A 26,546-nucleotide genomic window follows, 5' to 3' on the forward strand; every position below is an offset into this window, starting at 1 on the left:
CTCGACCGTGCGGTATCGTCGGTTTCGGGAAGAGGTTCGTTGAGGGGTTCGAACGCGGTTATGGGGGTGTCTCCCTAGACGCAAGAAACGTTGGACGGCGGCCACGACTCGCAGCAGGCCAACCCTACGACGAAAGTCTGGACGTTAGTGACGATCGACATCATGATGCCGTTCTACGGCGATCCTGCGCTCTTCCGCAGGGCCGTGGAAAGCGTCATGGCGCAGACCGATCCCGGCTGGCGTCTGGTGGTCGTGGACGACGTGTACCCCGATCCGGCCCCCGGCGAGTGGCTGCGCGGCATCGACGACGCGCGCATCCGGTACGTCCGCAACGAGACGAATCTCGGCGTCTCCGGCAACTTCTCGCGCTGCCTGGAGCTGGTCGAGAGCGACCACTTCGTGCTGATGGGCTGCGACGACCTGCTCGAGCCCGGCTATGTCGAGCGGATCAGGGCCGCGATCGCCGAGCACCCGACCGCCTCCTACTTCCAGCCGGGTGTGACGGTCGTCGACGACGCCGGACGGCCGGCCTCGCCGCTGCCGGACCGGGTGAAGGGCTTCTCCCGGCCGCACCGCTCCGGTGCCGCCATCCTCTCCGGCGAGAAGCTCGCGAGCAGCCTGCTGCGCGGCAACTGGACCTACTTCCCGTCGATCTGCTGGAGCACGGAGGTCGTGCGGCAGTACGGTTTCGCCGAGGACTTCGAGGTCGTTCTCGACCTCGCCCTCCAGCGCGAGATCATCCGTGGCGGTGGCTCGCTCGTCGTCCTGCCCGAACGCCTGTTCCGGTATCGCAGGCACGCGGGCAGTGTGTCGTCCTGGTCGGCGAAGGACGGCACCCGGTTCGCCGAGGAGCGGGCATTCTTCGCCAGCGCCCAGAAGCTGATGCGCGACGCCGGCTGGCGGCATGCGGCGCGGGTCGCGCGCGTGCACCTCTCTTCGCGGCTCAACGCGGCGACCAAGCTGCCGGGCGCCCTCGGCGGCCGGAACCCGGCAGGCGCGCGGTCGCTTGCCCGGCACGTGTTCGGTCCCTGACCAGACACCGGTCCCCGTTCTGTCTCAGACGGGCTGGACGAGGTCTCTGAGCACGTCACGCAGCCCGCCGCCGAACCGGCCGTAGCGCCCGGTGGCGAGTTCTCGCAGCACCGGCAGGATGCGCAGCGCTCTGGCCCGGGGATACGCCGACCTGACCTGCTCGTGGCGCAGCTTGTCGTGCAGGACGGCGAGCACGGCCCTGTCGTCCGGACGGTCGGCCGCGACCCGGTCGTAAAGGTCCTGTGCGCGAGCCAGGAGACGGGCGTTGCGGTCAGCGCGCGACGCACGCAGCCGCCCCAGCGCCGCTGCTGCGGTGAGCCGGCTGGCTCCGATCTGGTTCTGCCCGTGGATGCGGTAGTCGGTGAGCGGAAGCCTGCTCACCACCAGTCCCCCTCGGAGCGCCGCACTCATCGCCAGCCACTCGTCATGCAGCCACGACGCCGGGAACGGCATGACGGCCTCGGCCAGGCTCCTCCGGAGCGCTACCGTGGCACCAGTGACGATGTTCCTGCGCAGCAGCACGCGAGCCGCGTCGCCGCGCTCCTCGGCTGCCAGGTCGCTGGGACGGACGCCCAGGGTGCCGAACAACGTCTCCCCCGTCGGCGTGCCGTCCGCATCCACGATGCGCGCGTCAGAGTGCACGAGGGTCGCATGGTGTTCGTCGAGCGATCGAAGCAGACGGTCCACCTTGTCCGTCGCCCAGACGTCGTCCTGATCGCACAGGAACACCACGTCGCCGCTTGTCGCCCTGACGGCCTTCTCGAAGTTGGCCGTGACCCCGAGCGCGGGATCGTTGTGCAGCACGATGACCCGGATGCCGGCCGGAGCCGACGCCCGGAACTCCTCCAAGATCACGCGCGTGCGGTCCGTGGAGGCATCGTCGGACAGCACGATCTCATCGACCCGGCGGGTCTGGGCGAGCACGGATCGCAGTTGTTCCCCGAGATGCCGTTCTCCGTTGTGCGTGCAGAGGGCGACGGAGACGCGCTCAGGCATGTCCGCCCGTCGCCAGGAGGACGTGCGACCGCCAGGCGGAGGAGACGATGTCCTGCAGGGTGTGCCGCGCTTTCCAGCCGAGTTCCGAGCGCGCCCGCGACGGATCCGCCACCACGACCGCGGGGTCCCCTTCGCGACGCTCCACGATGCGCGGCTCGATGCGGATGCCGGACGCCTGCTCGATCGCCTCCACCATTTCGCGCACGGAACTGCCGACTCCTGTGCCGATGTTGAACGCGCGGTTGCCGTCGATCCGGCCGTCCGTCACGGCGTCCAGCGCGGCAAGATGAGCTGCCGCCAGGTCGGAGACGTGAATGTAGTCGCGGATGCAGGTGCCGTCCGGCGTCGGGTAGTCCGCACCGAAGACCACCGGAGCCTCGCCTGCGTCCAGCCGTTCGAATACCATCGGGACGAGGTTGAGCACGGCGGTGTCGCCGAGCTCCGGCGCACCGGCGCCCGCCACGTTGAAGTAGCGCAGGCTGGCCGAGCGGAACGGGCGGACGGCGGCGACGTCGCTCAGCATCCGCTCGCCGATCAGCTTCGTCGAGCCGTACGGGTTGATCGGGTTCGTCGGGGCCGACTCCGGGATGCTGTCGCCCTCGGACGTGCCGTACACCGCCGCGGAGGACGAGAAGACCATCGATCCAACCCCCACCGCCTCCATCGCCAGCAGCAGGTTCGCCATGCCTCCCACATTCTGCTGGTAGTACCACGCCGGGCGGAGCACGGACTCGTTCACGCGCTTGCGTCCTGCGAAGTGGATCACCGCAGCCACGTCGGAAAGCGCTTCGCGGACGACGGGGATCGCCGCTGGATCCGAGAGCTCGGTGCGCACGATCGGGATGCCGGGGATGCGCCGCTCGTCGCCGGTCTCGAGGTCGTCGACGACGACGACCTCGTCGCCGCGCTCGACCAGCTGCCGCACGACGTGGCTGCCGATGTACCCGGCCCCGCCGGTGACCAGGACTCTCATGCCGACAGTCTAGAAGACGCCTATCCGGCTTCCGGACGGTGCTCGGTGTCCTCCCCGGCCTCTAGGACGGACGGGCGGTCCGCCGCGACGAGGGCCTCCGGAGCGGGGGCGCGCATGATCGCGAGCTGGCGCGCGAGCTGGGTGATCTCCTGCTCGGTCTTGCGGTGCCTGCGCTGCATCAGCAGCGAGTTGCCGATGAAGACGACGAAGAGCGCATACAGCAGCAGGTCGGTGCCTCGCCCGACGCCGAGCAGCTGGGCGACGGCGGTGACGGACGACGGGAAGATCACCGCGAGGACGAGCAGGACCAGCAGCGCCAGCATCACCAGGCGGCGGATCGCGAGGTGCCGCGCGCCGCGCCCCGGGAGCATCAGGAAAACTGCGAACGCGGCGAAGATGACGATGAGGAGGATCTTGATGACGAGCTGGCCGGTGTCCATGGGGATCTCGATTACTTGAGGAAGAGGTCGGAAAGGATGTTGACGGAGTTCCACACGGACTGGCCCTTGGAGCGCGAATAGTCCGTGTAGAGCACGTGGACGGGTGCCTCCGCCCAGCGCAGCTTGTTCCGGCCGATCTCGGCGACGATCTCCGACGCGTGCGCCATCCGGTTCTGGATGATCTGGATGGACTCCGCCGCGTGCCGGTTGAGCGCGCGCAGGCCGTTGTGAGCGTCGGTCAGCTGGACGCCGCTGGACATCCGCTCGAACACGACGCCGGCCCGCAGCACGACCTTCTTGAGCGGCGAGAGCGTCGTCCTGTCGTCGAGGAAGCGGGAGCCGACCACGATGTCCAGCTCGCCCTCGTCGAGCATCCGCACCATCGTCAGCGCGTCCTCGACGCGGTGCTGGCCGTCGGAGTCGAAGGTCACGAAGAAGTCGGCCTCCGGGTCGAGGAGCGCGTAGTCGAGGCCGGTCCGGATCGCGGCGCCCTGCCCGAGGTTGATCGGGTGCTGCACGACGACGGCGCCGCCCGCGCGCGCCTCCGCCGCGGACGCGTCCGTGCTCCCGTCGTCGACGCAGACGATCTTGGGGAAGACTTTGCGCGCCTCCTCCATGACCGAGCGGACGACGGTGGCCTCGTTGTAGAGCGGAACGACAAGCCAGGTTCGCTGCTCGACAGGGATGGAAATGGTCGTCTCCTCGTGGATGTGCGGGCGGGGACCGCCATGGGCGACACCATTTTAGCTTGCAAGCCCGCTGCTACCCTTATCCGGTGTCAGGAGAGCCGCAGCCCGCAGCAGAACCGTCGGTGATCCGCCGGGGAGCCCTGTCGACGGGAAGCGTCGCCGTGCAGGGGCTGCTGCGCTTCCTCTACAGCCTGATCGTCGGCCGCCTGCTCGGGCCGGTCTGGCTCGGCGTCGTCAACAGCAGCATCTCGCTCGCCCAGCTGCTTTCCTTCGTCGGACCCGCCGGGATCGGAAACGCGGCGACGACGTTCGTGGCCCGTGCGCGCGGTGCGGGAGACGCGGAGCTGGTGACGGCGATGACCCGCTTCCTGTCGCGTGTCACTCTCGTGGTGTCCACGGTGCTCGCGGTGGCGGCCGCGCTGCTGACCGTGCTGCTCTTCGCGCCCGGCGACTGGCTCACCCCGGGGCTCGTCGCCCTGCTGACGTTCGCCCTCTCCGCCTACACGTTCGTGCGCGGGATCTACTTCGCCACCGGTCGCGTGGACCGCGCCCTCTTCTGGGATGTGGTGACCTCCGTCAGCGGGCTCGCGCTGCTCGTCGGGGTCGTCGCCCTGCGCTGGAACGCCCTCCTGCTGCTCCCGCTGACGATCTGCTACGGCGTATACGCGATCGCCGGCTGGCCGAGGCGGACGGGCGGGGTCCCCAGGCTGACCGCCGAGCACCGGCGCGAGATCGTCGAGTTCATCGCCTGGACGTCGATCGCCGCGCTGACGACGGGCGGCTTCCTGCAGCTCAGCATGGTGATAGCGCGCGCGATCGGCTCGCCGGCGGAGGCGGGCGAATACGCTGCGGCGCTCAGCCTGGCGACCCCGGCGACCATGATCGGGTCCATCCTCTCGATCACGATCATGCCGACGATGGCGCACGCCGTCGGCCGCGAGGACCATGGCAGCCTGCGCCGCCAGACCGACCTGACGACGAGGATCCTCATCCTGCTGCTCGGGCTCGCTTACGGCTGCCTGATCCTCGCCTCGCGCCCGCTGGTCGCGGTGCTGTTCGGAAGCCGGTTCCAGGCGGCCGACGTGATCCTGCCCATTCTGATGGCGGCGAGCTTCCTGCAGAGCATCAACGTCGGCTCGGTCACGGCCCTCGTGACCGGCCATCGCCGCACCGTCCGCGTGCCGTCCGTGCTCAGCCTGGCCGGAGTGATCGCGGGCCTGGCGACCATGGCCCTCCTGATCCCCTCGCTGTCCGTCGTCGGCGTCGCGCTCGGATTCCTCGTCTCGACGGTGATCGGGGGCCTCGGTCCGATCGTCGTCGTATGGAGAACACGGCGGATGCACTGGGCGGGGCTCTTCCTCCGGCTCGGGGTCGGAACGGTGCTGGTCGGCGCGTGCTACATCGCGACCCGCCAGTGGATCGGCTCGTACTGGGGCGACATCGTCGTCGCCGTCGGCTTCGCCCTCGCGTGGGCGCTCATCATGCTGCCCGAACTGCGCACTCTGCGCCGGACGAAAGCCGCTTGATCGGCAACGTGCAGTGGCTGCATGGTAGTTTCGACAGACAGACTCTCACGCCTCCCCGCCCTCGAGAGGAACCCCCACTTGGTATTCGTCGCCCCTGGAGCGGACGTGTCGCCGGACGCCGTCATCGGTGACGGTTCCAAGATCTGGCACCTCGCTCAGGTCAGGGAGTCCGCGCACCTCGGCGCGGAGTGCATCGTCGGCCGCGGCGCGTACATCGGAACCGGTGTCCGCGTCGGCGACCGCTGCAAGATCCAGAACTACGCGCTGGTCTACGAACCGGCCGTCCTGGAGGACGGCGTCTTCGTCGGTCCCGCCGTCGTCTTCACCAACGACACCCACCCCCGGGCGGTGACGCCCGACGGCACGCTCAAGTCCGCCGACGAGTGGGAGGCGGTCGGTGTGACCGTGCGACAGGGCGCCTCCATCGGCGCCCGATCCGTCTGCGTCGCGCCCGTCGAGGTCGGCCGCTGGGCGCTTGTCGCCGCCGGTTCCGTCGTCGTGAATGACGTGCCAGACTTCGCCCTCGTCGCCGGTGTCCCCGCCAGGCGCATCGGCTGGGTCGGCCGCGCGGGAGTCCGGCTGCTCCCCGACGGCGACGAGTGGGTCTGCCCGCAGACGGGAGAGCGATACGCGGAGGCGGACGGAACACTCAGAGAGGCAACAACACCATGACCACCGACACCCCGTTCATCCCGGCGGCCCGCCCCATCGTCGGCGACGCCGAGCGTGCCGCCGTCGACGCCGTCCTCGCGTCCGGGATGCTCGCGCAGGGCTCCGAGGTCGCGGCGTTCGAGCAGGAGTTCGGCGAGGCCCTCGTCGCCGGGCGGCGCAGCGTCGCGGTCAACTCCGGCACCTCCGGACTGCACCTCGGCCTGCTCGCTGCGGGCATCGGGCCGGGCGACGAGGTCGTCGTCCCCTCGTTCACGTTCGCGGCGACCGCCAACTCCGTCGCCCTCACCGGAGCGACGCCGGTGTTCGCCGACATCGACCCGGTGACCTTCACCCTCGACCCCGCCGCCGTGGAGTCCGTGCTCACCGAGCGCACCGCGGCCATCATGCCCGTGCACCTGTACGGCCAGGCCGCCGACATGGACGGCCTCGGCGCGATCGCCGACAAGCACGGCCTCGCGATCTTCGAGGACGCGGCCCAGGCGCACGGCGCGACCCTGCATGGCGCCCCGGTCGGCACGTTCGGCACCTTCGGCGTCTTCAGCCTCTACCCGACCAAGAACATGACCTCCGGCGAGGGCGGGATGGTCTCCACGGACGACGACGAGGTCCACCGCCGCCTGCGCCTGCTGCGCAACCAGGGCATGGAACGGCAGTACCACAACGAGCTCGTCGGCTTCAACGCACGGATGACGGACATCCACGCCGCCATCGGTCGCGTCCAGCTCACCAAGCTCCCGGAGTGGACGCGCCAGCGCCAGCAGAACGCGAGCGTGCTGGACGCGCGCCTGCGCGGCGTCGTCACGCCGGCGGTCCGCGAGGACGCGACGCACGTGTACCACCAGTACACGATCCGCGTCCCCGAGGACCGCGACGGCTTCTCCACCGCGCTGCGCGAGGAGTACGCCATCGGCTCCGGCGTGTACTACCCGGTTCCGAACCACCGGCTGCCGTCGTTCGCGCGCACCGAGGACCTGCCGGAGACCGAGCGCGCCGCCGCCGAGGTGCTGTCGCTGCCGGTGCACCCGTCGCTCACCGAGGAGGACCTCGACCGCATCGTCACGGCCGTCAACGCCCTCGCCGGGGCCGGTGCCTGATGGCGGAGCTGAGGGTCGGCCTGATCGGCGTCGGGATGATGGGGCGCCACCACGCCCGCGTCATCCGCGAGACCGAGGGCGTCACGCTCGCCGGTGTCGCCGACGAGGCCGGCGACCCGCGCCGCTCGGCCGGTGACGCCCCGATCCACCGCACCGTCGGCGAGCTGATCGCGTCCGGCATCGACGCCGCCGTCGTCGCCGTTCCGACGCAGGCGCACGAGGCGATCGCGCTGGAGCTCGCGGACGCGGGCGTCCACGCGCTCGTCGAGAAGCCGATCACCGTGGACATCGAGTCCGGGACGCGGGTCGTCGACGCGTTCGAGAAGGCCGGCCTGGTCGGCGCCGTCGGCCACATCGAGCGCTACAATCCGGCGCTGCAGAGCCTGCGGCAGCGAATCGACGCCGGCGAGCTCGGCGACGTCTACCAGATCGCCACCCGCCGGCAGGGCCCGTTCCCCTCGCGCATCGCGGACGTCGGCGTCGTCAAGGACCTCGCCACCCACGACATCGACGCGACCGCGTGGCTGGCCCAGAGCCTGTACTCGACGGTGTTCGCGCACGTCAGCTCGCGCAGCGGCCGGGCGCACGAGGACATGGTCTCCGCCGCGGCGCAGCTGGAGAACGGCATCATCACCAACCACCTGGTGAACTGGCTGTCGCCGATGAAGGAGCGGATCACCGTCGTCACCGGCGAGCGCGGCGCGTTCGTGGCCGACACGGTCAGCGCCGACCTCACCTTCTTCGAGAACGGCACGTTCTCGATGGAGTGGGAGTCCGTCATGGCCTTCCGTGGCGTCTCCGAGGGCACGGTCACCCGCTTCGCCCTCAACAAGCGCGAGCCGCTGCGGGTCGAGCACGAGGCCTTCCGCGATGCCATCCTGGGCCTCCGCAGCGACATCGTGACGATGCGCGAGGGGCTGGAGAACGTCCGCGTGGCGGAAGCGATCCTGAACTCGGCCGAGGCTGCAGAATCCGTGAGGATCGAGCGATGACGCGGCGTCCTCGCGTCATCATCGCGACGCGTCTGTACGCGCCGGAAGTCGCCGCCGCCGCATTCCGGCTCCGTGCCCTGGCGCGCGGGCTCGCCGAGGAGGGCGCGGTCGTCCGCGTCGTCACCACCTCTCCTCCACGGTCCGCTCCCCCCGCACCGGAGGACCCGCGTGTCCGGGTCTCCCGCTTCCCGGTCCTGCGCGACAGGGGCGGCAACGTGCGCGGCTACCTTCAGTACCTGAGCTTCGACGTCCCGTTGTTCTTCCGGTTGCTGTTCACGCGTGCAGACCTGGTGATCTCCGAGCCGCCGCCCACCACCGGTGTCGTCGTCGCGCTGACGTCCTGGCTGCACCGTCGCCCGTTCGTCCACTACGCCGCCGACATCTGGACGGACGGCGTCGTCGCACTGGGAGCACCGAGGTTCGTGGTCGGTGTGATGCGCGCGCTGGAGCGGTTCACGCTGCGCCGCGCCGCGCTCGTGCTCGCGGTCTCCGACGGCGTCGCGGAGCGGGCGACGGAGTTCGGCGTGGACCCCGATCGAATCGCCACCGTCGGAAACGGCGTCGACACCGACACGTTCCGTCGTGACGGCGAGACGGACGTCGAAAACAGACCGACCTTCGTCTACACCGGCTCGATGTCGGAGTGGCAGACGCCCGCCATCTTCGTGCGCGCGCTCCCCCGCGTGCTGGAGGAGTTCCCCGACGCCCGCATCGTGTTCTTCGGCCAGGGCGTCGAGGAGGAGTCGACGCGCGCGCTGGCGCAGGAGCTCGTCGGCGACGCCGTCTACTTCGGCGGCGTCGTCCCGCCCGCGGAGGCCGCGCGCTGGCTGCGCGGGGCGACGGCCGCGCTGGCGAGCATCACTCCGGGCATCGGATACGACTTCGCCAAGCCCACCAAGATCTATGCGGCCGCGGCCTGCGGCGCGCCCGTGGTCTTCGCCGGTGTCGGCGCCGGCGCCGAGCTGGTCGCGGACAACGGTCTCGGCTGGCGCGCCGGCTATGACCCGGCGGCGGTCGCCGATGCCATGCTCGCCGCCGCGCGCGACGAGGCCTCCGGCGTGCGCGACGCGCGCGCCGAGGAGCGCAGCAGGTGGGTGGACGAGAACGCGTCCCTCTCCGCGATCGGCCGCATCGGCGGCCGGGCGGCGCTCGACGCGATCCGCCGCGCGCGCTGACGCGACCCGAGAACGGGGCCTGGCACCGCCCGAGAGCGGGCACCTATGATGTGCCGCATGAGCGCAAACCGGACGGTACGACGGAACGCGACCGCAGCTTTCCTCCTTCTCGCCGCGCTGACTATCACGGGATGCGCCGCGGCGTCAGCGGTCGCCGCTCCCCGGACGCCGGCCGCCGCCCCGGCCGCTGCCACCCCGGCTCGGACCGCCGAGCCGGCCTGGGTCGGCAGCCCGTCCCCCTCCCTCCAGGCGGCGGAGCGCGTCGTCGGTGCGGCCACGCTGGGGCACGACGACGTCTTCGCGGGGACCGCGTACGCCCACGACTACTCCACGCTCACCGTGTACGCGACGGACCTGCACTCCCCCGCGGTCACCGCCCTGACGGCGGCCCTCCGCGGGCAGCCGGCCGCCGGGCAGGTGCGACTGCAGAAGGTGGAGCACTCGATGGCCGAGCTGAACGCCGCCGCAGCGACGATCGACGTCCACGCCATCGCCGGCTGGTCGTCGGTCGGACCGGACGTCGAGGGCAACCGGCTGCGGCTGGGACGTGACGACACGGCGGGCGCGGGCCCGGCCGTCGGGACGACGATCCCGCTGTCGCAGCTCACCGGGGCGCACGCCGCCGGGGCGTCCGACATCCTGGTCGATGTGGTCCGGGAGACCGGGGACGTCTCCGCCGCGCCCGCGCCCGCGGTCGGCCGTTAGGCGCTGCGGGAGCTGAGCGCCGCGAGCACGCGCTCGGCGGCGTGGCCGTCTCCGTACGGCTGCTCGTCGGTCGGGGCGGGAGCAGGCCGCTCCACCACAGCGCGGAGCACGGAGAGGTCGCTGTCGACCAGCACGTTCCAGCCGAGGTCGACCGTCTCCACCCACTCCGTCTCGCTGCGCACCGTCGTGCACGGCACGCGCAGCAGGAACGCCTCCTTCTGCAGGCCGCCGGAGTCGGTCACGACGCCGGCGCTCCGCGACACCGCCGCGACGAGCTGCGGATAGGCCAGCGGCTCCCTGACCACGATCGACCCGGTCTCGAGCGCGACGCCGCCCGCCTCCGCCGCGGCGCGCAGGCGCGGGTGCGCGAGCAGCATGACGGGCTTGCCCAGCGCGGCCAGCTGCTCGACGATGGCGCCGAGGCGGGCGGGATCGTCGGTGTTGTCCGGACGGTGCAGCGTCGCGACGTAGTACTCGCCGTCGCCGTGCTCGGGGAACGGGCCCGGCGCGCCCTGCTGGGCGTCGCGGACGCGGTACAGGACGTCCGTCATCACATCGCCGACGAGCACGCTGCGGGCGGCGAGGCCCTCGTTCGCCAGGTGGTCCATCGCGACCTGGGTCGGCGCGAGCAGGAGGTCGGCCGCGTGGTCCGTCAGGACGCGGTTGTGCTCCTCCGGCATCCGCCGGTTGAACGAGCGCAGCCCCGCCTCCAGGTGGGCCAGCGGGATGTGCAGCTTCACGGCGGCGACGGCCGCGGCGAGCGTCGAGTTCGTGTCGCCGTAGACGAGCACCCAGTCCGGGCGGTAGCGCTCGAGCTCCGGCTCGATCTTCGCGAGCATCGCGCCGGTCTGCGCGCCGTGGTTGCCGGAGCCGATCGCCAGGTTCACGTCCGGCTCCGGGATGCCGAGGTCGCGGAAGAACACGTCCGACATCAGCTCGTCGTAGTGCTGCCCGGTGTGGATGACGATGTGCTCGGCGTGCCCGGCGAACGCCGCGGCGATCGGGGCGAGCTTGACGAACTGGGGACGGGCGCCGACGACACTGAGTACGCGCATTCGTCCAGCTTAGGCGGTGCGGCGCCATGGGGCCGCGCCCACGAAGGGCGTCGACGCCGGAACCCGTAGAATCGATCCATCATGAGAATCTCCGTCGTCGCCCTCGGAAAGATCGGGCTGCCGCTCGCCGTCCAGTACGCATCGAAGGGACACGACGTCGTCGGCGTCGATGTCAACCCGGCCGTCGTCGACGCCGTGAACGCAGGAACAGCCCCGTTCCCCGGCGAGACCGGGCTCGAGGAGAAGCTGGCGGAGGTCGTCTCGGCCGGCCGGCTGCGCGCGACGACCGACTACAGCGAGGCGATCCCGGAGGCGGAGGCCGTCGTGATCGTCGTCCCGCTCTTCGTCGACGAGGAGGCGCGCCCGGACTGGACGTGGATGGACTCCGCGACCACCTCGGTCGGCGAGAACCTGCGCGCCGGCACGCTGGTCTCCTACGAGACGACGCTCCCGGTCGGCACCACCCGCACCCGCTGGGCGCCGCGCCTTCAAGAGCTCTCCGGCCTCGCCGAGGGCTCCGACTTCCACGTGGTCTTCTCCCCCGAGCGCGTGCTCTCCGGCCGCATCTTCGCCGACCTGCGCCGCTACCCGAAGCTCGTCGGCGGCCTCAGCGAGGCCGGAGCCGAGCGTGCGGTCGCGTTCTACGAGGCCGTGCTCGACTTCGACGAGCGCGCGGACCTGGAGCGGCCGAACGGCGTGTGGGACCTCGGCTCGGCGGAGGCTGCGGAGTTCGCCAAGCTCGCGGAGACCACCTACCGCGACGTGAACATCGCGCTCGCCAACCAGTTCGCGCGGTTCGCCGAGCGCTCGGGCATCGACGTCTACCAGGTCATCGAGGCGTCCAACTCGCAGCCGTACAGCCACATCCACCGGCCCGGCATCGCGGTCGGCGGCCACTGCATCCCCGTCTACCCGCGCCTGTACCTCTGGAACGACCCCGAGGCGACGGTCGTGCGCACCGCCCGCGAGGCGAACGCGCTCATGCCGTCGCACGCCGTCGACCTGCTCGACGAGGCCGTCGGCGGCCTGCAGGGCGTCCGCGTCGTCGTCCTCGGCGCCGCCTACCGCGGCGGCGTCAAGGAGACCGCGTTCTCCGGCGTCTTCCCCACCGTCTCCGAGCTCACCGACCGGGGCGCCGTGCCGCTCGTGCACGACCCGCTGTACACGGACGAGGAGCTGGAGAAGCTCGGCTTCACGCCGTACCACCTGGGCGAGCCGGCCGACGCCGTCGTCATCCAGGCGGACCACGCGGAGTACCGCACGGTCGGCGCCGGCGAGATCCCCGGCGTGCGCGCCGTTGTCGACGGCCGCCGGATCAGCTCCGAGGCGGCCTGGGGCGGCGTTCCCTACCGCGTCATCGGCACCGCGGTCTGAGACCTCAGCCGAGCCGGGAGTAGAGAGCCTCGAAGTCCGCCCCGACCCTGCGCAGCCCGAATCGCTCGCGCACCGGGTCGGCGATCCGACTCTCCGGCACTCCCGCGAAACGCTCGAGCGCCGTCTGGATGGCGTCGGCGTAGCCGGTGACGCTGTCCTCGGCGAAGACCGCGTTGCGGTCGTCGAGGTAGTCGACGAAGCCGCCCACCCGCGCGACCACCACCGGCCGTCCGGCCGAGACGGCCTCGGCGGCGGCGGTGAAGAAGTTCTCCCGCTCGGTGGGCAGGAAGAAGAGGTTGGCGTCGTCGAAGTGCGCGAACACTTCCTGAGGCGCCACCATGCCGGTCAGTTCGAAGCGGTCGGTCAGGCCGGCGTCCGCGATATGCGCGCGCGTCTCGGCCTCCAACGGCCCCCCGCCCACCCACACCATGCGCGCGTCCACCCCGCGGCGGACGAGCTCGGCGACGACGTCCACCGCGAACAGCGGACGCTTGCCAGGCACCAGGTAGCCGACGCCGACCAGGCGCGCGCCGTCACGAGGCCTGGCAACGAGCGGGCTCGGGTTCTCCACCACGCACGGGACGACGACGACGTCGTCGCGCGTGAACGGCCGCATCGCGGCGGCGAGCTGGGAGGTGACCGCGGTCACGATGCGGGGACGGCGCAGCACGCGCCGCAGCCACGCCAGCCGCTGCCAGAGCGGCGACACGCTGGCCGGGCTGGTGACTCCGCTCCAGTGCTCGGTGTGCAGCCAGGGCAGCCGGCGCGCGAACGGCCGCGCGGCGGCGACGACCAGCGCGGTCGAGAACGCCATCGTGTGCACGACGTCCGCCGTCCGCGTCGCACGCGCGACGGCCCGCAGCGTTCGGAAGGCCTCGAGGGGGCGCCGGGGGTCGAGGGCGAACCGGCGCACGGAGATGCCCTGGTAGCGCTCATGGACCGCTGCACCGCGGCCGCCGAGGCGCACATGCAGCACCTCGACGTCGGCGAAGCCGGCGATCGCCCTGACGTGCTCGAGGTTGAACGGCGCCTGGGCTGGATGTTCTTCGGATGGGAACCAGGTCGTGACGACCGCTACACGCAATGTGGGCATTGCATGCATTTTAGCCCAGGCGTGCGGTGACCTTTCGGTCAGGCGGGGCCGCTCAGGCCGCGGGACCGGTCGGGATCGCGGCGCCGAACGCGGCCGAGACGTTCAGGAACGTCTGGCCCTGCGCGAGCTGGTTGTACCTGTCCATCGTCGTGACGTGACGCTTCTGACCGGCGACGAGCTGGTAGATGGCGTTGTCCGGCGTTCGGATGAAGGATGTCGCAGGCCCACCCACCTTCAGCAGCCGGCAGGCGTAGGAGTCCAGCGCCGCGTAGGCGAACGGATACAGGGTCTTCTGCGCGTCGGAGATCGCGTGGATGGCGCCGCCCGCGCTGACGTAGCTGGTCGTCCCGCAGACGATGCCGAAGCCGAGCGGCTTCGGCGCTGTCTGGTACGCGTCGAGGTTGGACTGCGTCGTGTACCCGACCGACTTCACGCCCAGGTCCGTGGCATGCGCGAGATCGGTGAGCGCGATCTTGTTCGTGGTGCCATTGATCAGGTACACCATCGGATTAGACGCGGTGCGCCACAGCGTGTTCGTCGGGAGCGTGAGCGTCGTTCCCTTCGGGATCGCGGTGAGCAGGGCGTCCGGCACCGTCGCGATCGTCGGGCCCGGCGTCATCGCGACGAGCACGTCCCACGTCGAGATCGCGCGGAGCTTGTCGGCCGTCACCAGGTACACGACGGGCGAGCTCGCGCTCTTGATGTAAGCGCCCGTCGCGATCTGCCCGCTGGAGGGGTAGCTGTCCAGGAACCCCTGCGGCACGGGGACCGGGCTGAGGGCTCCGCCTCCGGACGTCCAGACGTACCGCCCGCCGCCGGAGAGGACAGACACGCTCGACGAGCCGGCGATCGTGACGACACCGTTGAAGGAGCCGGACGCGCTCGGCAGAGTCGCGAGGCTGGCGGGCCAGAGCGAGCCGGCGGCGCGCTTCGACGCCTGCGCTGCGGCCACGGCGCCGGCATTCACCGTGTAGCGCATGCCGTTGCCCAAGTAGGAGTAACCGGAGGTGCCGCGCTCGGCCGCGAACACGGCGTCGCGGACGACGGGGCGCCCGGACGGGAGCGCGGCGACCGCATTCTCCGTGAGCACGGGGAATGTGGCGGGCAACCCGGCGGCGGCCTGAGAGGCCGCGTCCAGGATCTCGCGCTTGGTACCGCCGGTGACGTAGTAGCGCGCGCCCGCCGATGTCCCCAGCACCGGGCCCATCTGCGGGCCGTTCGCGAAGCCGGCCAGCTGCTCGGCGGTGAGCTGGACGTAGCCGTCCGTCGCGCAGCGGCCGCCGTACGCGGCGACGAGGTCGCAGCTGCCGAAGCGCAGCTTCACGTTCGCATCCGTGAAGTAGATGGTGTTGTCCGGCCCGCGCAGCACACGGCCGGCGGCCTGCGCCGTGCTGTAGGCGTCCAAGTAGCTCTGCGACACGTAGCCGACCTGCCCCAGCGGCGCGTACGCAGTGAGGATGTCCTGCGTGAGCACCGGGTACTTGACTGTGCCGGAGACCAGGTAGACGCGCGGGTTCTCCGGAGTGCGCAGCAGCGACGACCGGATGGTGGTCGCACCGAACCAGTCGGTGTAGAGGCGCCAAAAGTTGCGATTGCCGTAGGAGCTGCAGGAGTCGCCGGTCCCGTACAGGTTGGACAGGGCGGCAGCGTTCGGCTGGTAGGGGGTGTAGTTGTAGAGTCCGGCGGTCGCCTGGTTCTGGATGTAGACGTTGCTCGACCCGCACGAGGCGTTCGGACTGTACCTGACGGCGTTGACCCGCCCGGCGATGTGGTTCCAGCTGGTCGGAGACGCCGCGTACCGTTTGAACTGCAGGGCGGCGTTGTAGACCTGGTTGAAGAAGCCGTAGTACTGGCTGTCGCACGCCGCGGTGTCCGGGCAGCCGTAGCCGGTGGCGGAGCGGTACTGGCCGCTGGAGGGCCAGGTGTCGGTGACGAGGCTCTGCTCCTTCTCGAGCAGCACGAGGATCGCCTTCTGGCTGATGCCGCAGGCCGCTCCGACCTTGGCGATTATCGTGGAGGCGAGCTCGTGGGCCGCGCCGGTGTACGCGCCGCAGCGGCCGTCGACGGCCGCCCTGCTCGCCGTGGACTGCCGGTAGTCCTTGAGGCAGGTGTATCCGGACCGGCAGGTGGGCACCCTCGCGGCGAGGAACGACTGGACGGCGGATGCGCTCAGCGCGCCGCCGTCGAAGAACAGCTGATCGCTGATGATGTTGCCAGGATCGAACTGCCGTCCGTCCGCCGCGGAGGCGGGCGTCTCCGCCGCGAGCGGCGCGACGGGCGAGACCGGGGAGAGGACCGTCGCGACGACGGAGAGGATCGCCGCGGTGGCGAGCAGAGCGCGGCGCATCACGGCACCTCCACCGTGGTCGGCTGCGAGGTGACGGTCCTGCCGTCCACGGTCATCCCGACGGTCACCGTCCAGGATCCCCGCGTGAACTTGTCGAAGGGCACCTGAACGGTGCCGCACGATGTCGTCATCCTGTCGGCAGCAGCCTCTTGCTCCACGGTGAACTCCGATCCGCTTCCGCTGAACGTGTAGACGCAGGTCCCTCCGTCGCGGACGACGCCCTGCAGATAGCCGGACGCCGTCACGTGCGCGCCGTCCGGATCGACGCTCGCCACCACGAGGACCGCCTCGACGGGCGCCGGGGTCTGCGCATCGTTGCCGGGCGCGGCCGACTTCGTGGCCGAGGGCGGCACTGGCGTCTGCGCCGGAACCGGGCTCTCCGCGCAGGCGGCGAGCAGCACGACGGCGGCGAGTGCTGTCAGCGCAGCGGGAAGGGCGGCGGACCTGGTCATGATGGGTCGTCTCTCGGGGTCGGCGAGATGCGACGGATGTCGCTTCAGGTGCTTTCGGGTCGCGTTTCGAGTGTAACCGTGCGATATGCAGGGCCACGACCCCCTGCCCTCCCTAGTTGGGGGCACACGGCACGCGGTTCAGCCGGCGGGCAGCAGGAAGGACAGGCCGAAGCAGCCGATGCCGACGACGGCGACGACGTTGCCGACCCACGGTTTCCTCCGGTACAGCATCCCGGCGCAGGCGAGGTAGAACGGCAGCAGCGAGAGGCCGTAGCGGACGGGCAGCGCGAAGTAGTATCCCGCCATCGCGATGGTCAGGATGGCGAGCACCGGCCCCAGCAGCAGCGCGATGCCGAACGTCGAAACGGCGATCGACTCCCCGACAGAGCCGCGGCGCTCGACGACCGCGGCGCCGAGGACACCGCTGACGATGACCCAGCTCAGCACGGTCGCGAGGATGAAGCCGATCGGGCCGAGCGCCGACGGGTCCCGCGCGCCCTCGGCCGGCCCGGTGAAGAGCTTGAACATCTCCGAGATGAAGGCCTTCCAGCCGAAGGGCGCCGAGATGCCCTGGTCGACGCTCTCCCCCACGCGGATGGCGTTGCGCAGCGCGAGCCACAGCACCTCGAACACCATCGGCACGACGGCCATCAGCGCCGCCGCGAGCACGCGGCGGTCCGTGATCCAGGAGCGGAGGCGCGCGCCGAACGGCTCTCCACGCACCGAGAACGCCTGCCACGCGGCGCGCAGCAGTAGCACGACCGCCACGACCCCGACCGCTCCATAGTTCTGCAGCTTGAACAGCGTGACGACCGTTGCGAGGACGGTGAGCGCGAGGGTGCGGAACCGGGCGCCGTCCTCGAACCGGAGCAGCCCCCAGAGCATCGCCGCCCCGGCCAGCATCGTCGGAGCGTCCGTGCTGATGTAGGTGTTGAACCAGATGGCGGGCAGCGACCCGACCATGAGCAGCCCGAGACCGAACGAGAGCAACGGGCCGACGCGCAGCCGCCGCAGGCTCAGGTAGAGCAGGACGGCCGCGGCGGCCAGCCAGATCCAGCCGGTGAGCCGGCCGGCGTTGGTGAGGTCGGAGACGCCCACCCAGTGGAAGGGCTGCGCAAGGACCCAGGTGATGACGAAGTAGAACGGCGTGTAGATGTCCGCGGAGTTCGTGCCACCGGTCGGGAACGACGAGTCAGGCGCGGTGTCGGCGGTCCGGCAGAGCTGAGGCGGGTAGGTGCCGAGCAGCCGGACGCCGCGGCACGCCAGGGTCTCGCGTGCGTAGTCGCCCGTCCGCTCGCCGCCACGGACGATGCCCTCGGAGGGCACCTTAGCCAGGTAATCGATGTAGACGTACTCGTCGACGGGCGAGACGCTCTTGTGCTCCGACACCTGGACGATGCCGACGAGCATGCTCGCGATGACCAGGAGAGCCCCGAGGATCCAGTCGACGCGGCGCGTCCGGCGGGCGTCCATCCGCGCCGGCGCGGCCGCCCCTCGCTCGGTCGTCGCCGACTCCGCCCGCTCAGCCATAGAACGGGGCGTGGAGGATCATGTAGCCGTACAGGAACACGCTGTAGCCGAGGATGCCGTAGACGAAGATGCGGTTCTTGGCGATCAGGCCGAGCATCAACAGCATTCCAGGGAGCAGCACGCCGCCGTAGCGCGACGGCAGCTGCAGGTAGCCGCCGGTGAGGGCGAGCACGATGGCGAGGACGGGAGCGAGGCACACTGCGCCGATGCCGACCGCATAGACGATCGAGCTCTCCGGCCGCCGCCAGCGGTAGATCGCGAAGGCGCCGATGACGCCGGCGATCGTGAGCCAGCTCAGCGGCGCGATGATCGCGCCTGGCACCGGAAGCCCGAGGATGTGTCCGACGCTGACGTTGGCGACGATCGTGTTCGGGAGGAAGTTCGTGAACTCGGCCTGGAGCGCTGTCGAGGTGAGCGGGCGGTGGACGCCCTGGTCGGGATCGGGCCCGACGACGTTCAGGTTCAGCACGAACCGCCAGCCGAACTGGGCGACGGCCGCCGCGAGCCCGGCGAGCACGCCGAAGACGAGCAAGCCGTCCGTGCTCCCCCTGCCGATCGAGCGCCGCCACTCGAAGCCTCTGCGCTTCTCCCGCACGCGCCTGATCACGAACTCGATCACCAGATACAGCACCGCGAGCGCCGCCCCGAGCAGGTGCGTCACCTTGACCAGGGTCCCGACGAAGGCGATCGCCACCAGCCACCAGCCCGACCACTGCCCGCGGGCGAACTTCACCGCGGCGAACAGGGTGAGCGCGCCGATCAGCACCGACGGCGCGTCCGTGCTGACGAAGGTGTACGTCCACCACGAGTACGGCGACGCGATGAGCGCGAGACCAGCGGCCAGGATCGCCACCGGATGGACGCGGAAGAGCCGCATGAGCCCCCACAGCATGAGCACGCCCCCGGCGAGCCAGAACGCCCCGAAGTAGCGCGCCGCCTGAACGAGGTCCACGTGCGTGACTACCTGGATCGCCTTCGCGCCCGCCCAGGTGACCCAGAAGAAGATCGGCGTGTACCCGGCGGCGGTGTTGATGGCGCTCTGCGGGTACTGCGAGAGATCGGTGGGCTTCGTGCCGCACGGCGCGCCCATGGTGCCGAAGATGCGGAAACCGTCGCACGAGATGATGCTCAGCGTCTCCGGCCCCGCGATGTCGCCGCGCGGCACGACGGGCTCCTGCGGCAGTTTGTAGAGGTAGTCGATGTAGTCCCACTCGTCGACCGGCGACAGCGCCTTACCGTGCGAGGAGGTGACGGTGAAGCCCATCGCGAGGGAGGCGATCACCAGCAGGACGGGCACCCACAGGATCCTCAACCAGTGGCGACCTCGCGCGGCCCGGGCAGGGCGGACCCCCGGCTCAGCCGTTATCGTCATGAACTCTCCCGTATACGTCATGGACCGCGCGCGGCGAACCCCGCAACAGCATACCTTCCGCCGCCTGGGCCGCTCGGCGGCGGCTCCAAGGCAGGCCGGATATCCTGTCACTCTGTCCTGCCCCGTGCACACGTCGAAATCAGGAGCCCCCATGTCCTCGACACCGTCCGCCGCTGCCCGCGCCCAGGCGATCGCGGCCGCACCGTGGAACGTCGTCGGTGAGAAGCCCCAGCTGTTCCGTGGGATGGGCCGGTCGTTCGCCGACCTGTGGCGTCACCGCGAACTCCTCGGCCTGCTGGTGCGGCGCGAGGTGCGCGCGCGCTACAAGGACAGCTCGCTCGGACTGCTGTGGAGCCTGGTGCGCCCGCTCACGCAGCTCCTCATCTACTACTTCGCGATCGGGCAGATCCTCGGCGCCGCTCGCAACGTGCCGAGCTTCGCCATCTTCGTCTTCGTCGGCCTCACCATCTGGACGCTGTTCACCGAGATCGTGGGAGGCGGGACGACGTCCATCGTGGCGAACTCCGGTCTAATCAAGAAGGTGTACCTGCCGCGCGAGATCTTCCCGTTGGCCAGCGTGGGCAGCGCGCTGTTCACCTTCGCGATCCAGCTGGTGATCCTCCTCGCGGCGACCGCAGTACTCGGGGAGTTCCCGCTCACGCCGAAGCTGGCGATCGTCCCGCTCGCCTTCGTGAACCTGTTGCTTTTCGCGACGGCGCTCGCGCTGCTGCTGTCGGCGCTCAATGTGTACCTGCGCGACATCCAGCACCTCGTCGAGGTGGTGCTGACCGTGCTGTTCTGGGCGTCGCCGATCGTCTACGCGTTCAGCTTCGTGCACGACGCTCTGCACGGGAACTGGCTGGAGCAGCTCTACCTGGCGAATCCGATCACGCTCTCGGTGCTCGGCATGCAGCAGGGGCTGTGGACGGCCGGCGCCACGATCGACGCCTACAACGCTCCGCCTGACCTCGTGCTGCGGCTGACGATCTCCGCGCTCGTGAGCCTCGTCCTCCTCTTCATCGCCCAGCGCGTCTTCAACCGCTTGCAGGGCAACTTCGCGCAGGAGCTGTGACATGACAAAAGTGATCTCCGTCGAGAACGTCTCCAAGCGCTTCGTCCTGCACAAGGACAAGTCGATCAAGGAGCGCATCCTCAACTTCTCCCGCTCCAAGGAGCACCGCGAGGACTTCTGGGCGCTGCGCGACGTTTCGCTCGAGGTGGACTCCGGGACGACGATCGGCCTCGTCGGCCACAACGGCTCGGGCAAGAGCACGCTGCTGAAGACCATCGGCGGCATCATCCAGCCCACGCAGGGCACCGTCCGCTACCGCGGCAGGGTCGCCGCCCTGCTGGAACTCGGCGCCGGCTTCCATCCGGACCTGACCGGCCGCGAGAACGTGTTCCTCAACGCGGCGCTGCTCGGCCTCAGCCGCCAGGAGACCGAGCGGCACTTCGACGCCATCGTCGACTTCTCCGGGATCGGCGAGTTCATCGACACCCAGGTGAAGTTCTACAGCTCCGGCATGTACGTGCGCCTCGCGTTCGCCGTCGCCATCCACATCGACCCCGACGTCCTGCTCGTCGACGAGGTGCTCGCGGTCGGCGACGAGCCGTTCCAGCGCAAGTGCATGGACAAGATCGCGGAGTTCCAGAAGGAGGGCCGCACGATCGTCCTGGTCAGCCACTCCTCCGAGCAGATCGGCCAGCTCTGCGACCGCGTCGTCGTCCTCGACCACGGCGTGATGAAGCACGACGGCGACCCCGTGATCGGGCTCAAGGTGCTGCGCGAGGGGTACGACGCCAATCGGCACGCGATCTCGGAGTTCGGCACCGCCGGATCGCCGTACACGCTGCTCGGCGCGACCAGCAGCATCCACACGGAGAACGGCAGGACCGACGTCGACATCGACATCGAGATCCACATCTCCGACACCGCGCTGCCCTGGGGGATCGGCCTCGCGCTGGAGAGTGCGCTCGGCGTCCGGCTCTACGGCTGGACGACCTTCCCGCTGGACGTGCAGCTCCCGAACACGGTGGGCACGCACGTCGTCCGCGTGCATCTGCCCGACGTGCGCCTGGGCGTCGGCCGGTACGTGGTGAACATCGGCTTGGGAGACGACGCGGGAACCACCTACGACCGCCGGACGGGAATCACGGCGTTCGATATTGTGGACCCCGAAGTCGGAAGCGGCCTCCTCCGGATCACTCCGGACGTGTCCTTCTAGACGTGTCCCTTCCATCCCGAAAGCAGACATGACCGCTCACCTCCTCTTCGACTCGATCAGCCGGAACACCGGGGACATCGCCATCGGCATCGCCGGTCGGCAGGTCCTCGCGGCTCGCGGCATCGACTCGGACTACGTCGACCCCTTCGCGGACGCCGACGCCCCTCTGATCATCGGGGGCGGAGAGCTCATCCGCGAGGTCGGCGACGATTTCTACGACCACTACCGTCGGACCGGCAGCCACATCCTCAACGCTGCGGGTGTCTGGCCGACGTCGACGGACCTGGACTACTTGCGCGACTACCAGTTCGTGTCGGCGCGCTCGGAGGTCGAGGTCGACCATCTGCGCACCTGGGTCCCCGACGCGCGCCTGGTGCCGTGCACGACCACGCTGCTGGAGTCGCCGCACTTCGAGCTCGACGGCATCGAGCCTGGCGAGACGGTCGTCGGCATCCACCTCGTCCCGCACACCCTGCGCCTGCTGGAGAACATGGTGGATCTGGTGAACCGGATCCCGCACAAGAAGGTGTTCATCCCGTTCACCCACTACAACCTGGACGCCTCGTTCATGCGCTCGATGCCGTTCGACTGGTCGAACTCGTTCGTGCTGCCCGACCTGGCGCCGCTGGAGCTGCACTCGGTGATCCGGCAGATGAGCTACCTGATCACGTCCTCGCTGCACGCGTCGATCTTCGCCTACAGCCAGGGCGTCAGCTTCGGTGCCGTGCACCAGCCGAAGATCGAGAACTACTTCCGCGACCGCGGGCTCGGCGAGTTCATCATCCGCGACGAGCGCGAGTTCGTCGACGTCGTCGACCGGCTGGAGCACGGCGGTTTCGACGCCTCCGCCCAGGTCGCCGCCGACAAAGCCGTTGTGAACGAGGTGTACGACGAGTACGCCAGGATCCTGGGCGCTCAGCCCGCGTCCGACTCCGCGGCGGGCCCGGCCTCGCCCACCGGCGACGCGGCGGGCGAGGCCGGGACGACCGAGCGCGACCGCATCCTGCTCGGCCAGTCCTCCAGCGTGATCTCCGATCGGGACCTCGCGCTCTCGATCGTGGAGGCGCGCAGGGAGGCCGCCGTGAACGAGGCGGCCGACGCGCAGCGTTCCCTGCAGGACGTCACGGGCCGGTACGACGAGCTGCTGACCCGCTGGTGGGTCAAGCGCGGACTCGCGATCAGCCGGCAGGTGGGTCCGCTGCGCGTCCGCCTGCGCGAGCGCATCGGGCGCCTCCGCCGGCGCTGAACGCAGATCGGGTGCCGCGTGGAGCTCCACGCGGCACCCGAGGTGCGTCCGGCTGGCGTCAGCCCTGCTTGCGCAGCCGGCTCTTGACCTTGCTCGCGACGACGCGCGGACCGCCATTGCGCATGTAGTGCAACACCAGCTCGGCATCGCGGCGCAATCCGTGCTTGGCGCGGCGCGGCGGAAGCGCGCCGGGGACGTACTCGTGCTTGAACCGGCCGTCCTCCACCAGGTCGGCCGCGTGGTGCGGGTGGTCCACGAACGAGACCACGGGCTCGAGCACGGACTCCCAGTAGTAGGAGGGGCGCACGCGCTTGATGTTGCGAGCCGCCTTGCGTCGGAATGCCTCGTCGTACAGAGCGCGTTCGATGGCGGCCGCGAGCGCGGACACGTCGCCGGCGGGGACGACGATGCCGAGCTCCTCCGAGCGCACCAGATCGGCGAAATGGTCGCCCTCGGTCACGATCATGGGCAGGCCGGCCCACAGATAGTCGAGCATCCTGGTGCGGAACGAGAAGGTGGTCTCGACGTGCGCGTGGTGCGTGCTCACGCCGGCGTCGGCCTCGAGGAGGTAGTTCTGCCGGTCCGCGAAGTCCACCCAGGTGTCGTTGAACACCACGACCGAGTCGAGCAGCCCCAGCTCGCCGGCGAGGCGGCGGGACTCCGCGACGATCTCCATCTCCGGGACGCCGGGGTGCGGGTGCTTGACGCCCTGGAAGAACAGCCGGGTCTGCGGGTGGCTCTTCGCCACCTCGCCGACCGCGCGGATCAGGGTCTGCGGGTCGAACCAGTTGTAGAGACCGCCGCTCCAGATCAGGATCTTCTCGTCCTCGCCGAAGCCGTCCCGAACGCCGCGGAGCACCGGCTTGACGTGCTGCGGCGGGGTGCTGGAGAGGCCGAACGGCACGACGGCGATCAGGTCGTTCAGGTCGGGGTCGTTCGCGTAGGTCGCCGGGTTGAGGCGCCCGAGCCCGGCCAGCTGGCCGAGGTAGAAGTGCTTCTGGCGCTCCGACGCGCAGAGGAAGAAGTCGGCGCGCGCCAGCTGCTCGTTGAGCACCTCGGTGGCGTCGAGCACCTGACGCTTCCACTGCGCCTCGGGGAGCTCGCGCGCCTGCTCGAGCTGCTCCAGGTGCATCGGGTCGTAGATGTCCGCGACGATGATCTTCTCGGAGGTGCGGATCGACTCGAAGAGCGCCATCGCCAGGCCCTGGAAGACGATGACGTCCGCCCACTGCTCGAGCTGCTTCATCGCGCGGTCGTCGCCGGAGCGGACGTGGGCGAGGTCGAACGGCGCCGTGACGTCCCCGATCCCGACCAGCGAGACCAGCGTGACCGAGTGCTTGGCGCTCAGCGCCTCCGCGATGTTCCAGGCCCGGATGGCCGGACCGGCCAGCTGCTGGCCGATCGGGTCGCCCGTGATCACGAGGACCTTGGTGCCGACGGGGCCGTCGAACACGTCGAACGTGTCGGTCAGCGCGACGTAGCCGTCGATGTAGCGGTTTGAGGAGAACGACGGGGCGTTCGTCTCGCGGAACAGCCGCCAGATCTGCGAGTCCGAGACGACCCTGGTGCCTTGGATGTGCTCGCGCTTGGCGCGGAGCTCCGGCAGGGCGGAGACGAACTGGTCGATGGCATACATGCTCGAGAGCGCGATCTTCGGCACAGAGGCGTTCTCGGTGGAGTCGTCATCGCCCGCACGCAGGTCGAACACCGTGGTGTCGACCTGCCCCTTCTCGATTCCGCGGCGGACGCTCAGGGCCATCGTCGCCTGCAGCGTCTCGCCCAGCTTCTCGTCGCCCAGGTTCTTGAACTGCGTGTAGAGCGCATTGCGCTCGAGGAGGTAGGCCTCCTTGTATGCGCCGTAGCCGCCCATCGACGCGTGGTGCTTGTGGTAGGCGACAGACTCCGGCTCGTAGACGAAGCGCCAGCCGGCCAGGTTGAGCCGCCAGCCGAAGTCGACGTCCTCGAAGAACATGAAGTACGCCTCGTCGAAGCCGCCGAGCTGGTCGTAGACGTCGCGGCGCACGAACATGGCGGACCCGGTGCCGAACAACACGTCCTGGGCCTTGTTTCCCTCATCGGCGGGGATCGGCTGCGCGGTGAGCGGCTTGTAGCCCATGCCGAACCAGGTGAGGGCGGCGTCGATGAAGTCGACCTTCTCGCCCTCCCAGTCGAGCACCTTGCTCGCGATCGCACCGATGCGACCGTTCTCGCCGAACCGCGCCACGGCGGCCGAGATCCAGCCGGCGTCCGGACGGGCATCGTTGTTGAGGAAGGCCAGGAACTCGCCGGAGCTCTGGGATACGCCGAGGTTGCAGCCGCCGGCGAAGCCCTTGTTCTCCGGCGACTCGACGATCAGGACGTCGTCGCCCGCCTCGGCCTTCAGCCGCTCGAGGCTGTCGTCGCCCGAGGCGTTCTCGACCACGACGATCTCCAGACGCTCCGACGGCCAGTCCGTTTCGCGGAGGTACCGGATGGCCTGCAGCGTGTCGTCGACACCCCGGAAGTTGACCAGCACGACTGAGACAACACCGGGCTTCAGTACAGACATTCGTTCCTTCAGGTTCTCGGCGGACGGAAGCGGCACGAGTTTAGCAGCGCAAGCTGGCCGGGAACCGGGCGGCCGCTCAGTCGCGAGCGCGGCGTTCGGCGATGCGGGAACGGATCGCGAGGCCGACCCCGAGCGTCCAGCGCACGGGCGCGAGCCTCCAGCCGCGGTACTTCTTCTGCAGGAACCGCCTGGCGCTGTCATGGTGCGCCGCGACCATCGCCGCGCGGTGCGAGCGGGTGGAGTGCGCGCCGGTGTGCACGACGGAGACGGCGGGCTGATACACGTTCCGGAAGCCGGCGAGCCCGAGGCGGTAGCCGAGGTCGACGTCCTCGAAGTACATGAAGAACTCCTCATCGAAGCCGCCGACGGCCTCGAACGCGCTGCGCCGGACGAGGACGCAGGATCCCGACAGCCAACCGGCGTCGCGCTGGCTCCCGGTGTCGTTGGAGCGGTGGTAGCGGGTCGTCCAGGGGTTCTCCGGCCAGAGGTTGGCGAAGAGCGCGTGGCCGACGCCGCTCCGGATCGACGGCACCTCGCGAGCCGACGGATAGACCTCGCCTTCCGGGGTGAGCACAGCGGGACCGACACTGCCGATCGCCGGTGCCTGGGACCCTGTCGCGACCAATGCGGCGATCACGCCGGGATCGAGCACGACGTCCGGGTTGCTCACGAGCACCCATTCGACGGAGGCGGGAAGGGTCGCCACCGCCCGGTTCACCGCTCCGCCGTATCCGTGGTTGGCGTCCAGGGCCAGGTACCTGGCACCCGCTCGCTCGACGATGCCGGGCACCGGGGACCCTGTGGACGGCGCGTTGTCGGCGACGACCACGTCCATCCCCGCCGCGATCTCATCGGCGAGCCCGCCCAGGAACGCCGGGAGGACATCCTCGGAGCCGTAGCTGACCGTGACGACGGCTACCAGGGACCGGTCGAAGCCGGCCGACCCCGCCCCGAGCGCCCCGTCCGCCGTCATGCCTCGAGGAGTCGCTTCAGATACCGGCCGTAGCCGC

General features: G+C 70.0%; 23 protein-coding genes. 11 read left to right on the forward strand and 12 right to left on the reverse strand.

The window, feature by feature from the left end; all coding sequences use genetic code 11:
• Window positions 1-147: 147 nt before the first annotated feature.
• Window positions 148-1,032, forward strand: a complete 885-nt coding sequence (locus ACTHMF_RS17780) for a glycosyltransferase family 2 protein (protein ID WP_440319469.1) — start codon at window positions 148-150, stop codon at window positions 1,030-1,032.
• Window positions 1,033-1,056: 24 nt separating this feature from the next.
• On the opposite strand, the gene ACTHMF_RS17785 is transcribed toward ACTHMF_RS17780, so the two are convergent.
• Genes ACTHMF_RS17785 through ACTHMF_RS17800 form a run of 4 tightly spaced genes read right to left on the reverse strand, consistent with a single transcriptional unit; the run spans window position 1,057 to window position 4,133 of the window.
• Window positions 1,057-2,028, reverse strand: coding sequence for a glycosyltransferase family 2 protein (locus ACTHMF_RS17785; protein WP_440319471.1), 972 nt, complete (start codon window positions 2,026-2,028; stop codon window positions 1,057-1,059).
• Window positions 2,021-3,001 carry a UDP-glucose 4-epimerase GalE gene (gene galE, locus ACTHMF_RS17790; RefSeq protein ID WP_440319473.1) on the reverse strand — a complete coding sequence of 327 codons (981 nt, stop codon included), beginning with the start codon at window positions 2,999-3,001 and terminating at the stop codon, window positions 2,021-2,023. Before galE ends, ACTHMF_RS17785 begins: the two co-directional genes overlap by 8 nt.
• Before the next feature lie 20 nt (window positions 3,002-3,021).
• Entirely contained in the window at window positions 3,022-3,441 is a 420-nt protein-coding gene (locus ACTHMF_RS17795) for a DUF2304 domain-containing protein (protein ID WP_440319474.1), read from the reverse strand.
• Between the two features lie 11 nt (window positions 3,442-3,452).
• Window positions 3,453-4,133, reverse strand: coding sequence for a glycosyltransferase family 2 protein (locus ACTHMF_RS17800; RefSeq protein WP_440319507.1), 681 nt, complete (start codon window positions 4,131-4,133; stop codon window positions 3,453-3,455).
• A gap of 83 nt (window positions 4,134-4,216) precedes the next feature.
• Between ACTHMF_RS17800 and ACTHMF_RS17805 the strand changes: the two genes are divergently transcribed.
• The 6 genes from ACTHMF_RS17805 to ACTHMF_RS17830 all read left to right on the forward strand — a co-directional run bounded on the left by ACTHMF_RS17805 (window position 4,217) and on the right by ACTHMF_RS17830 (window position 10,294).
• Entirely contained in the window at window positions 4,217-5,656 is a 1,440-nt protein-coding gene (locus tag ACTHMF_RS17805; protein WP_440319476.1) for a lipopolysaccharide biosynthesis protein, read from the forward strand.
• A gap of 78 nt (window positions 5,657-5,734) precedes the next feature.
• Window positions 5,735-6,328: a DapH/DapD/GlmU-related protein gene (locus ACTHMF_RS17810; protein ID WP_440319478.1), complete on the forward strand. Its 594-nt coding sequence runs from the start codon at window positions 5,735-5,737 to the stop codon at window positions 6,326-6,328.
• Complete coding sequence (locus ACTHMF_RS17815; RefSeq protein ID WP_440319480.1) at window positions 6,325-7,422, forward strand: DegT/DnrJ/EryC1/StrS family aminotransferase; 1,098 nt, start codon at window positions 6,325-6,327, stop codon at window positions 7,420-7,422. Before ACTHMF_RS17810 ends, ACTHMF_RS17815 begins: the two co-directional genes overlap by 4 nt.
• Window positions 7,422-8,414 carry a Gfo/Idh/MocA family protein gene (locus ACTHMF_RS17820; protein WP_440319482.1) on the forward strand — a complete coding sequence of 331 codons (993 nt, stop codon included), beginning with the start codon at window positions 7,422-7,424 and terminating at the stop codon, window positions 8,412-8,414. The genes ACTHMF_RS17815 and ACTHMF_RS17820 overlap by 1 nt, the downstream gene beginning before the upstream one ends.
• Window positions 8,411-9,589 carry a glycosyltransferase family 4 protein gene (locus ACTHMF_RS17825; protein ID WP_440319484.1) on the forward strand — a complete coding sequence of 393 codons (1,179 nt, stop codon included), beginning with the start codon at window positions 8,411-8,413 and terminating at the stop codon, window positions 9,587-9,589. The genes ACTHMF_RS17820 and ACTHMF_RS17825 overlap by 4 nt, the downstream gene beginning before the upstream one ends.
• Before the next feature lie 57 nt (window positions 9,590-9,646).
• Window positions 9,647-10,294: a hypothetical protein gene (locus tag ACTHMF_RS17830; RefSeq protein ID WP_440319486.1), complete on the forward strand. Its 648-nt coding sequence runs from the start codon at window positions 9,647-9,649 to the stop codon at window positions 10,292-10,294.
• On the opposite strand, the gene wecB is transcribed toward ACTHMF_RS17830, so the two are convergent.
• Window positions 10,291-11,349 carry a non-hydrolyzing UDP-N-acetylglucosamine 2-epimerase gene (gene wecB / locus ACTHMF_RS17835; RefSeq protein WP_440319488.1) on the reverse strand — a complete coding sequence of 353 codons (1,059 nt, stop codon included), beginning with the start codon at window positions 11,347-11,349 and terminating at the stop codon, window positions 10,291-10,293. The two genes, ACTHMF_RS17830 and wecB, sit on opposite strands and share 4 nt — an antisense overlap.
• A gap of 81 nt (window positions 11,350-11,430) precedes the next feature.
• Here wecB and ACTHMF_RS17840 point away from each other — a divergent pair, with 81 nt between their 5' ends.
• On the forward strand, window positions 11,431-12,723 hold the full coding sequence (locus tag ACTHMF_RS17840) for a nucleotide sugar dehydrogenase (protein ID WP_440319490.1): 1,293 nt from the start codon (window positions 11,431-11,433) through the stop codon (window positions 12,721-12,723).
• A 4-nt stretch (window positions 12,724-12,727) separates the two neighbouring features.
• Here the strand turns inward: ACTHMF_RS17840 and ACTHMF_RS17845 are convergent, their stop codons facing one another.
• The 5 genes from ACTHMF_RS17845 to ACTHMF_RS17865 form a co-directional block, all read right to left on the reverse strand.
• Window positions 12,728-13,816, reverse strand: a complete 1,089-nt coding sequence (locus ACTHMF_RS17845; protein ID WP_440319492.1) for a glycosyltransferase — start codon at window positions 13,814-13,816, stop codon at window positions 12,728-12,730.
• A 52-nt stretch (window positions 13,817-13,868) separates the two neighbouring features.
• On the reverse strand, window positions 13,869-16,163 hold the full coding sequence (locus ACTHMF_RS17850; protein WP_440319493.1) for a hypothetical protein: 2,295 nt from the start codon (window positions 16,161-16,163) through the stop codon (window positions 13,869-13,871).
• Window positions 16,163-16,615, reverse strand: a complete 453-nt coding sequence (locus ACTHMF_RS17855) for a hypothetical protein (RefSeq protein ID WP_440319495.1) — start codon at window positions 16,613-16,615, stop codon at window positions 16,163-16,165. Before ACTHMF_RS17855 ends, ACTHMF_RS17850 begins: the two co-directional genes overlap by 1 nt.
• Before the next feature lie 138 nt (window positions 16,616-16,753).
• A complete protein-coding gene (locus tag ACTHMF_RS17860; RefSeq protein ID WP_440319497.1) occupies window positions 16,754-18,145 on the reverse strand; it encodes a hypothetical protein in 1,392 nt (463 codons plus the stop codon).
• Complete coding sequence (locus ACTHMF_RS17865; protein ID WP_440319499.1) at window positions 18,138-19,442, reverse strand: hypothetical protein; 1,305 nt, start codon at window positions 19,440-19,442, stop codon at window positions 18,138-18,140. The genes ACTHMF_RS17860 and ACTHMF_RS17865 overlap by 8 nt, the downstream gene beginning before the upstream one ends.
• A 226-nt stretch (window positions 19,443-19,668) precedes the next feature.
• Here ACTHMF_RS17865 and ACTHMF_RS17870 point away from each other — a divergent pair, with 226 nt between their 5' ends.
• From ACTHMF_RS17870 to ACTHMF_RS17880, 3 genes are read left to right on the forward strand one after another with little or no spacing between them, the layout of a single operon-like run.
• Window positions 19,669-20,589, forward strand: coding sequence for an ABC transporter permease (locus ACTHMF_RS17870; protein WP_440319501.1), 921 nt, complete (start codon window positions 19,669-19,671; stop codon window positions 20,587-20,589).
• 1 nt (window position 20,590) lies between these two features.
• The gene (locus ACTHMF_RS17875) at window positions 20,591-21,742 is read left to right on the forward strand and encodes an ABC transporter ATP-binding protein (RefSeq protein WP_440319503.1); all 1,152 of its coding nucleotides are present in this window, start codon (window positions 20,591-20,593) and stop codon (window positions 21,740-21,742) included.
• A 28-nt stretch (window positions 21,743-21,770) separates the two neighbouring features.
• Window positions 21,771-22,988, forward strand: a complete 1,218-nt coding sequence (locus ACTHMF_RS17880; RefSeq protein ID WP_440319504.1) for a polysaccharide pyruvyl transferase family protein — start codon at window positions 21,771-21,773, stop codon at window positions 22,986-22,988.
• A 58-nt stretch (window positions 22,989-23,046) separates the two neighbouring features.
• Here ACTHMF_RS17880 and ACTHMF_RS17885 read toward each other — a convergent pair whose 3' ends face one another.
• Together ACTHMF_RS17885 and ACTHMF_RS17890 are read right to left on the reverse strand one after the other, a co-directional pair.
• Window positions 23,047-25,536 (reverse strand): glycosyltransferase, encoded by a 2,490-nt coding sequence (locus tag ACTHMF_RS17885; RefSeq protein WP_440319505.1) that lies wholly within the window; start codon window positions 25,534-25,536, stop codon window positions 23,047-23,049.
• Window positions 25,537-25,612: 76 nt separating this feature from the next.
• Window positions 25,613-26,509 (reverse strand): glycosyltransferase family 2 protein, encoded by an 897-nt coding sequence (locus ACTHMF_RS17890; protein ID WP_440319506.1) that lies wholly within the window; start codon window positions 26,507-26,509, stop codon window positions 25,613-25,615.
• Window positions 26,510-26,546 lie beyond the last annotated feature (37 nt).

The sequence above is a fragment of the Leifsonia sp. genome, from assembly GCF_051955155.1.
Taxonomy (GTDB): Bacteria; Actinomycetota; Actinomycetes; order Actinomycetales; family Microbacteriaceae; genus Leifsonia.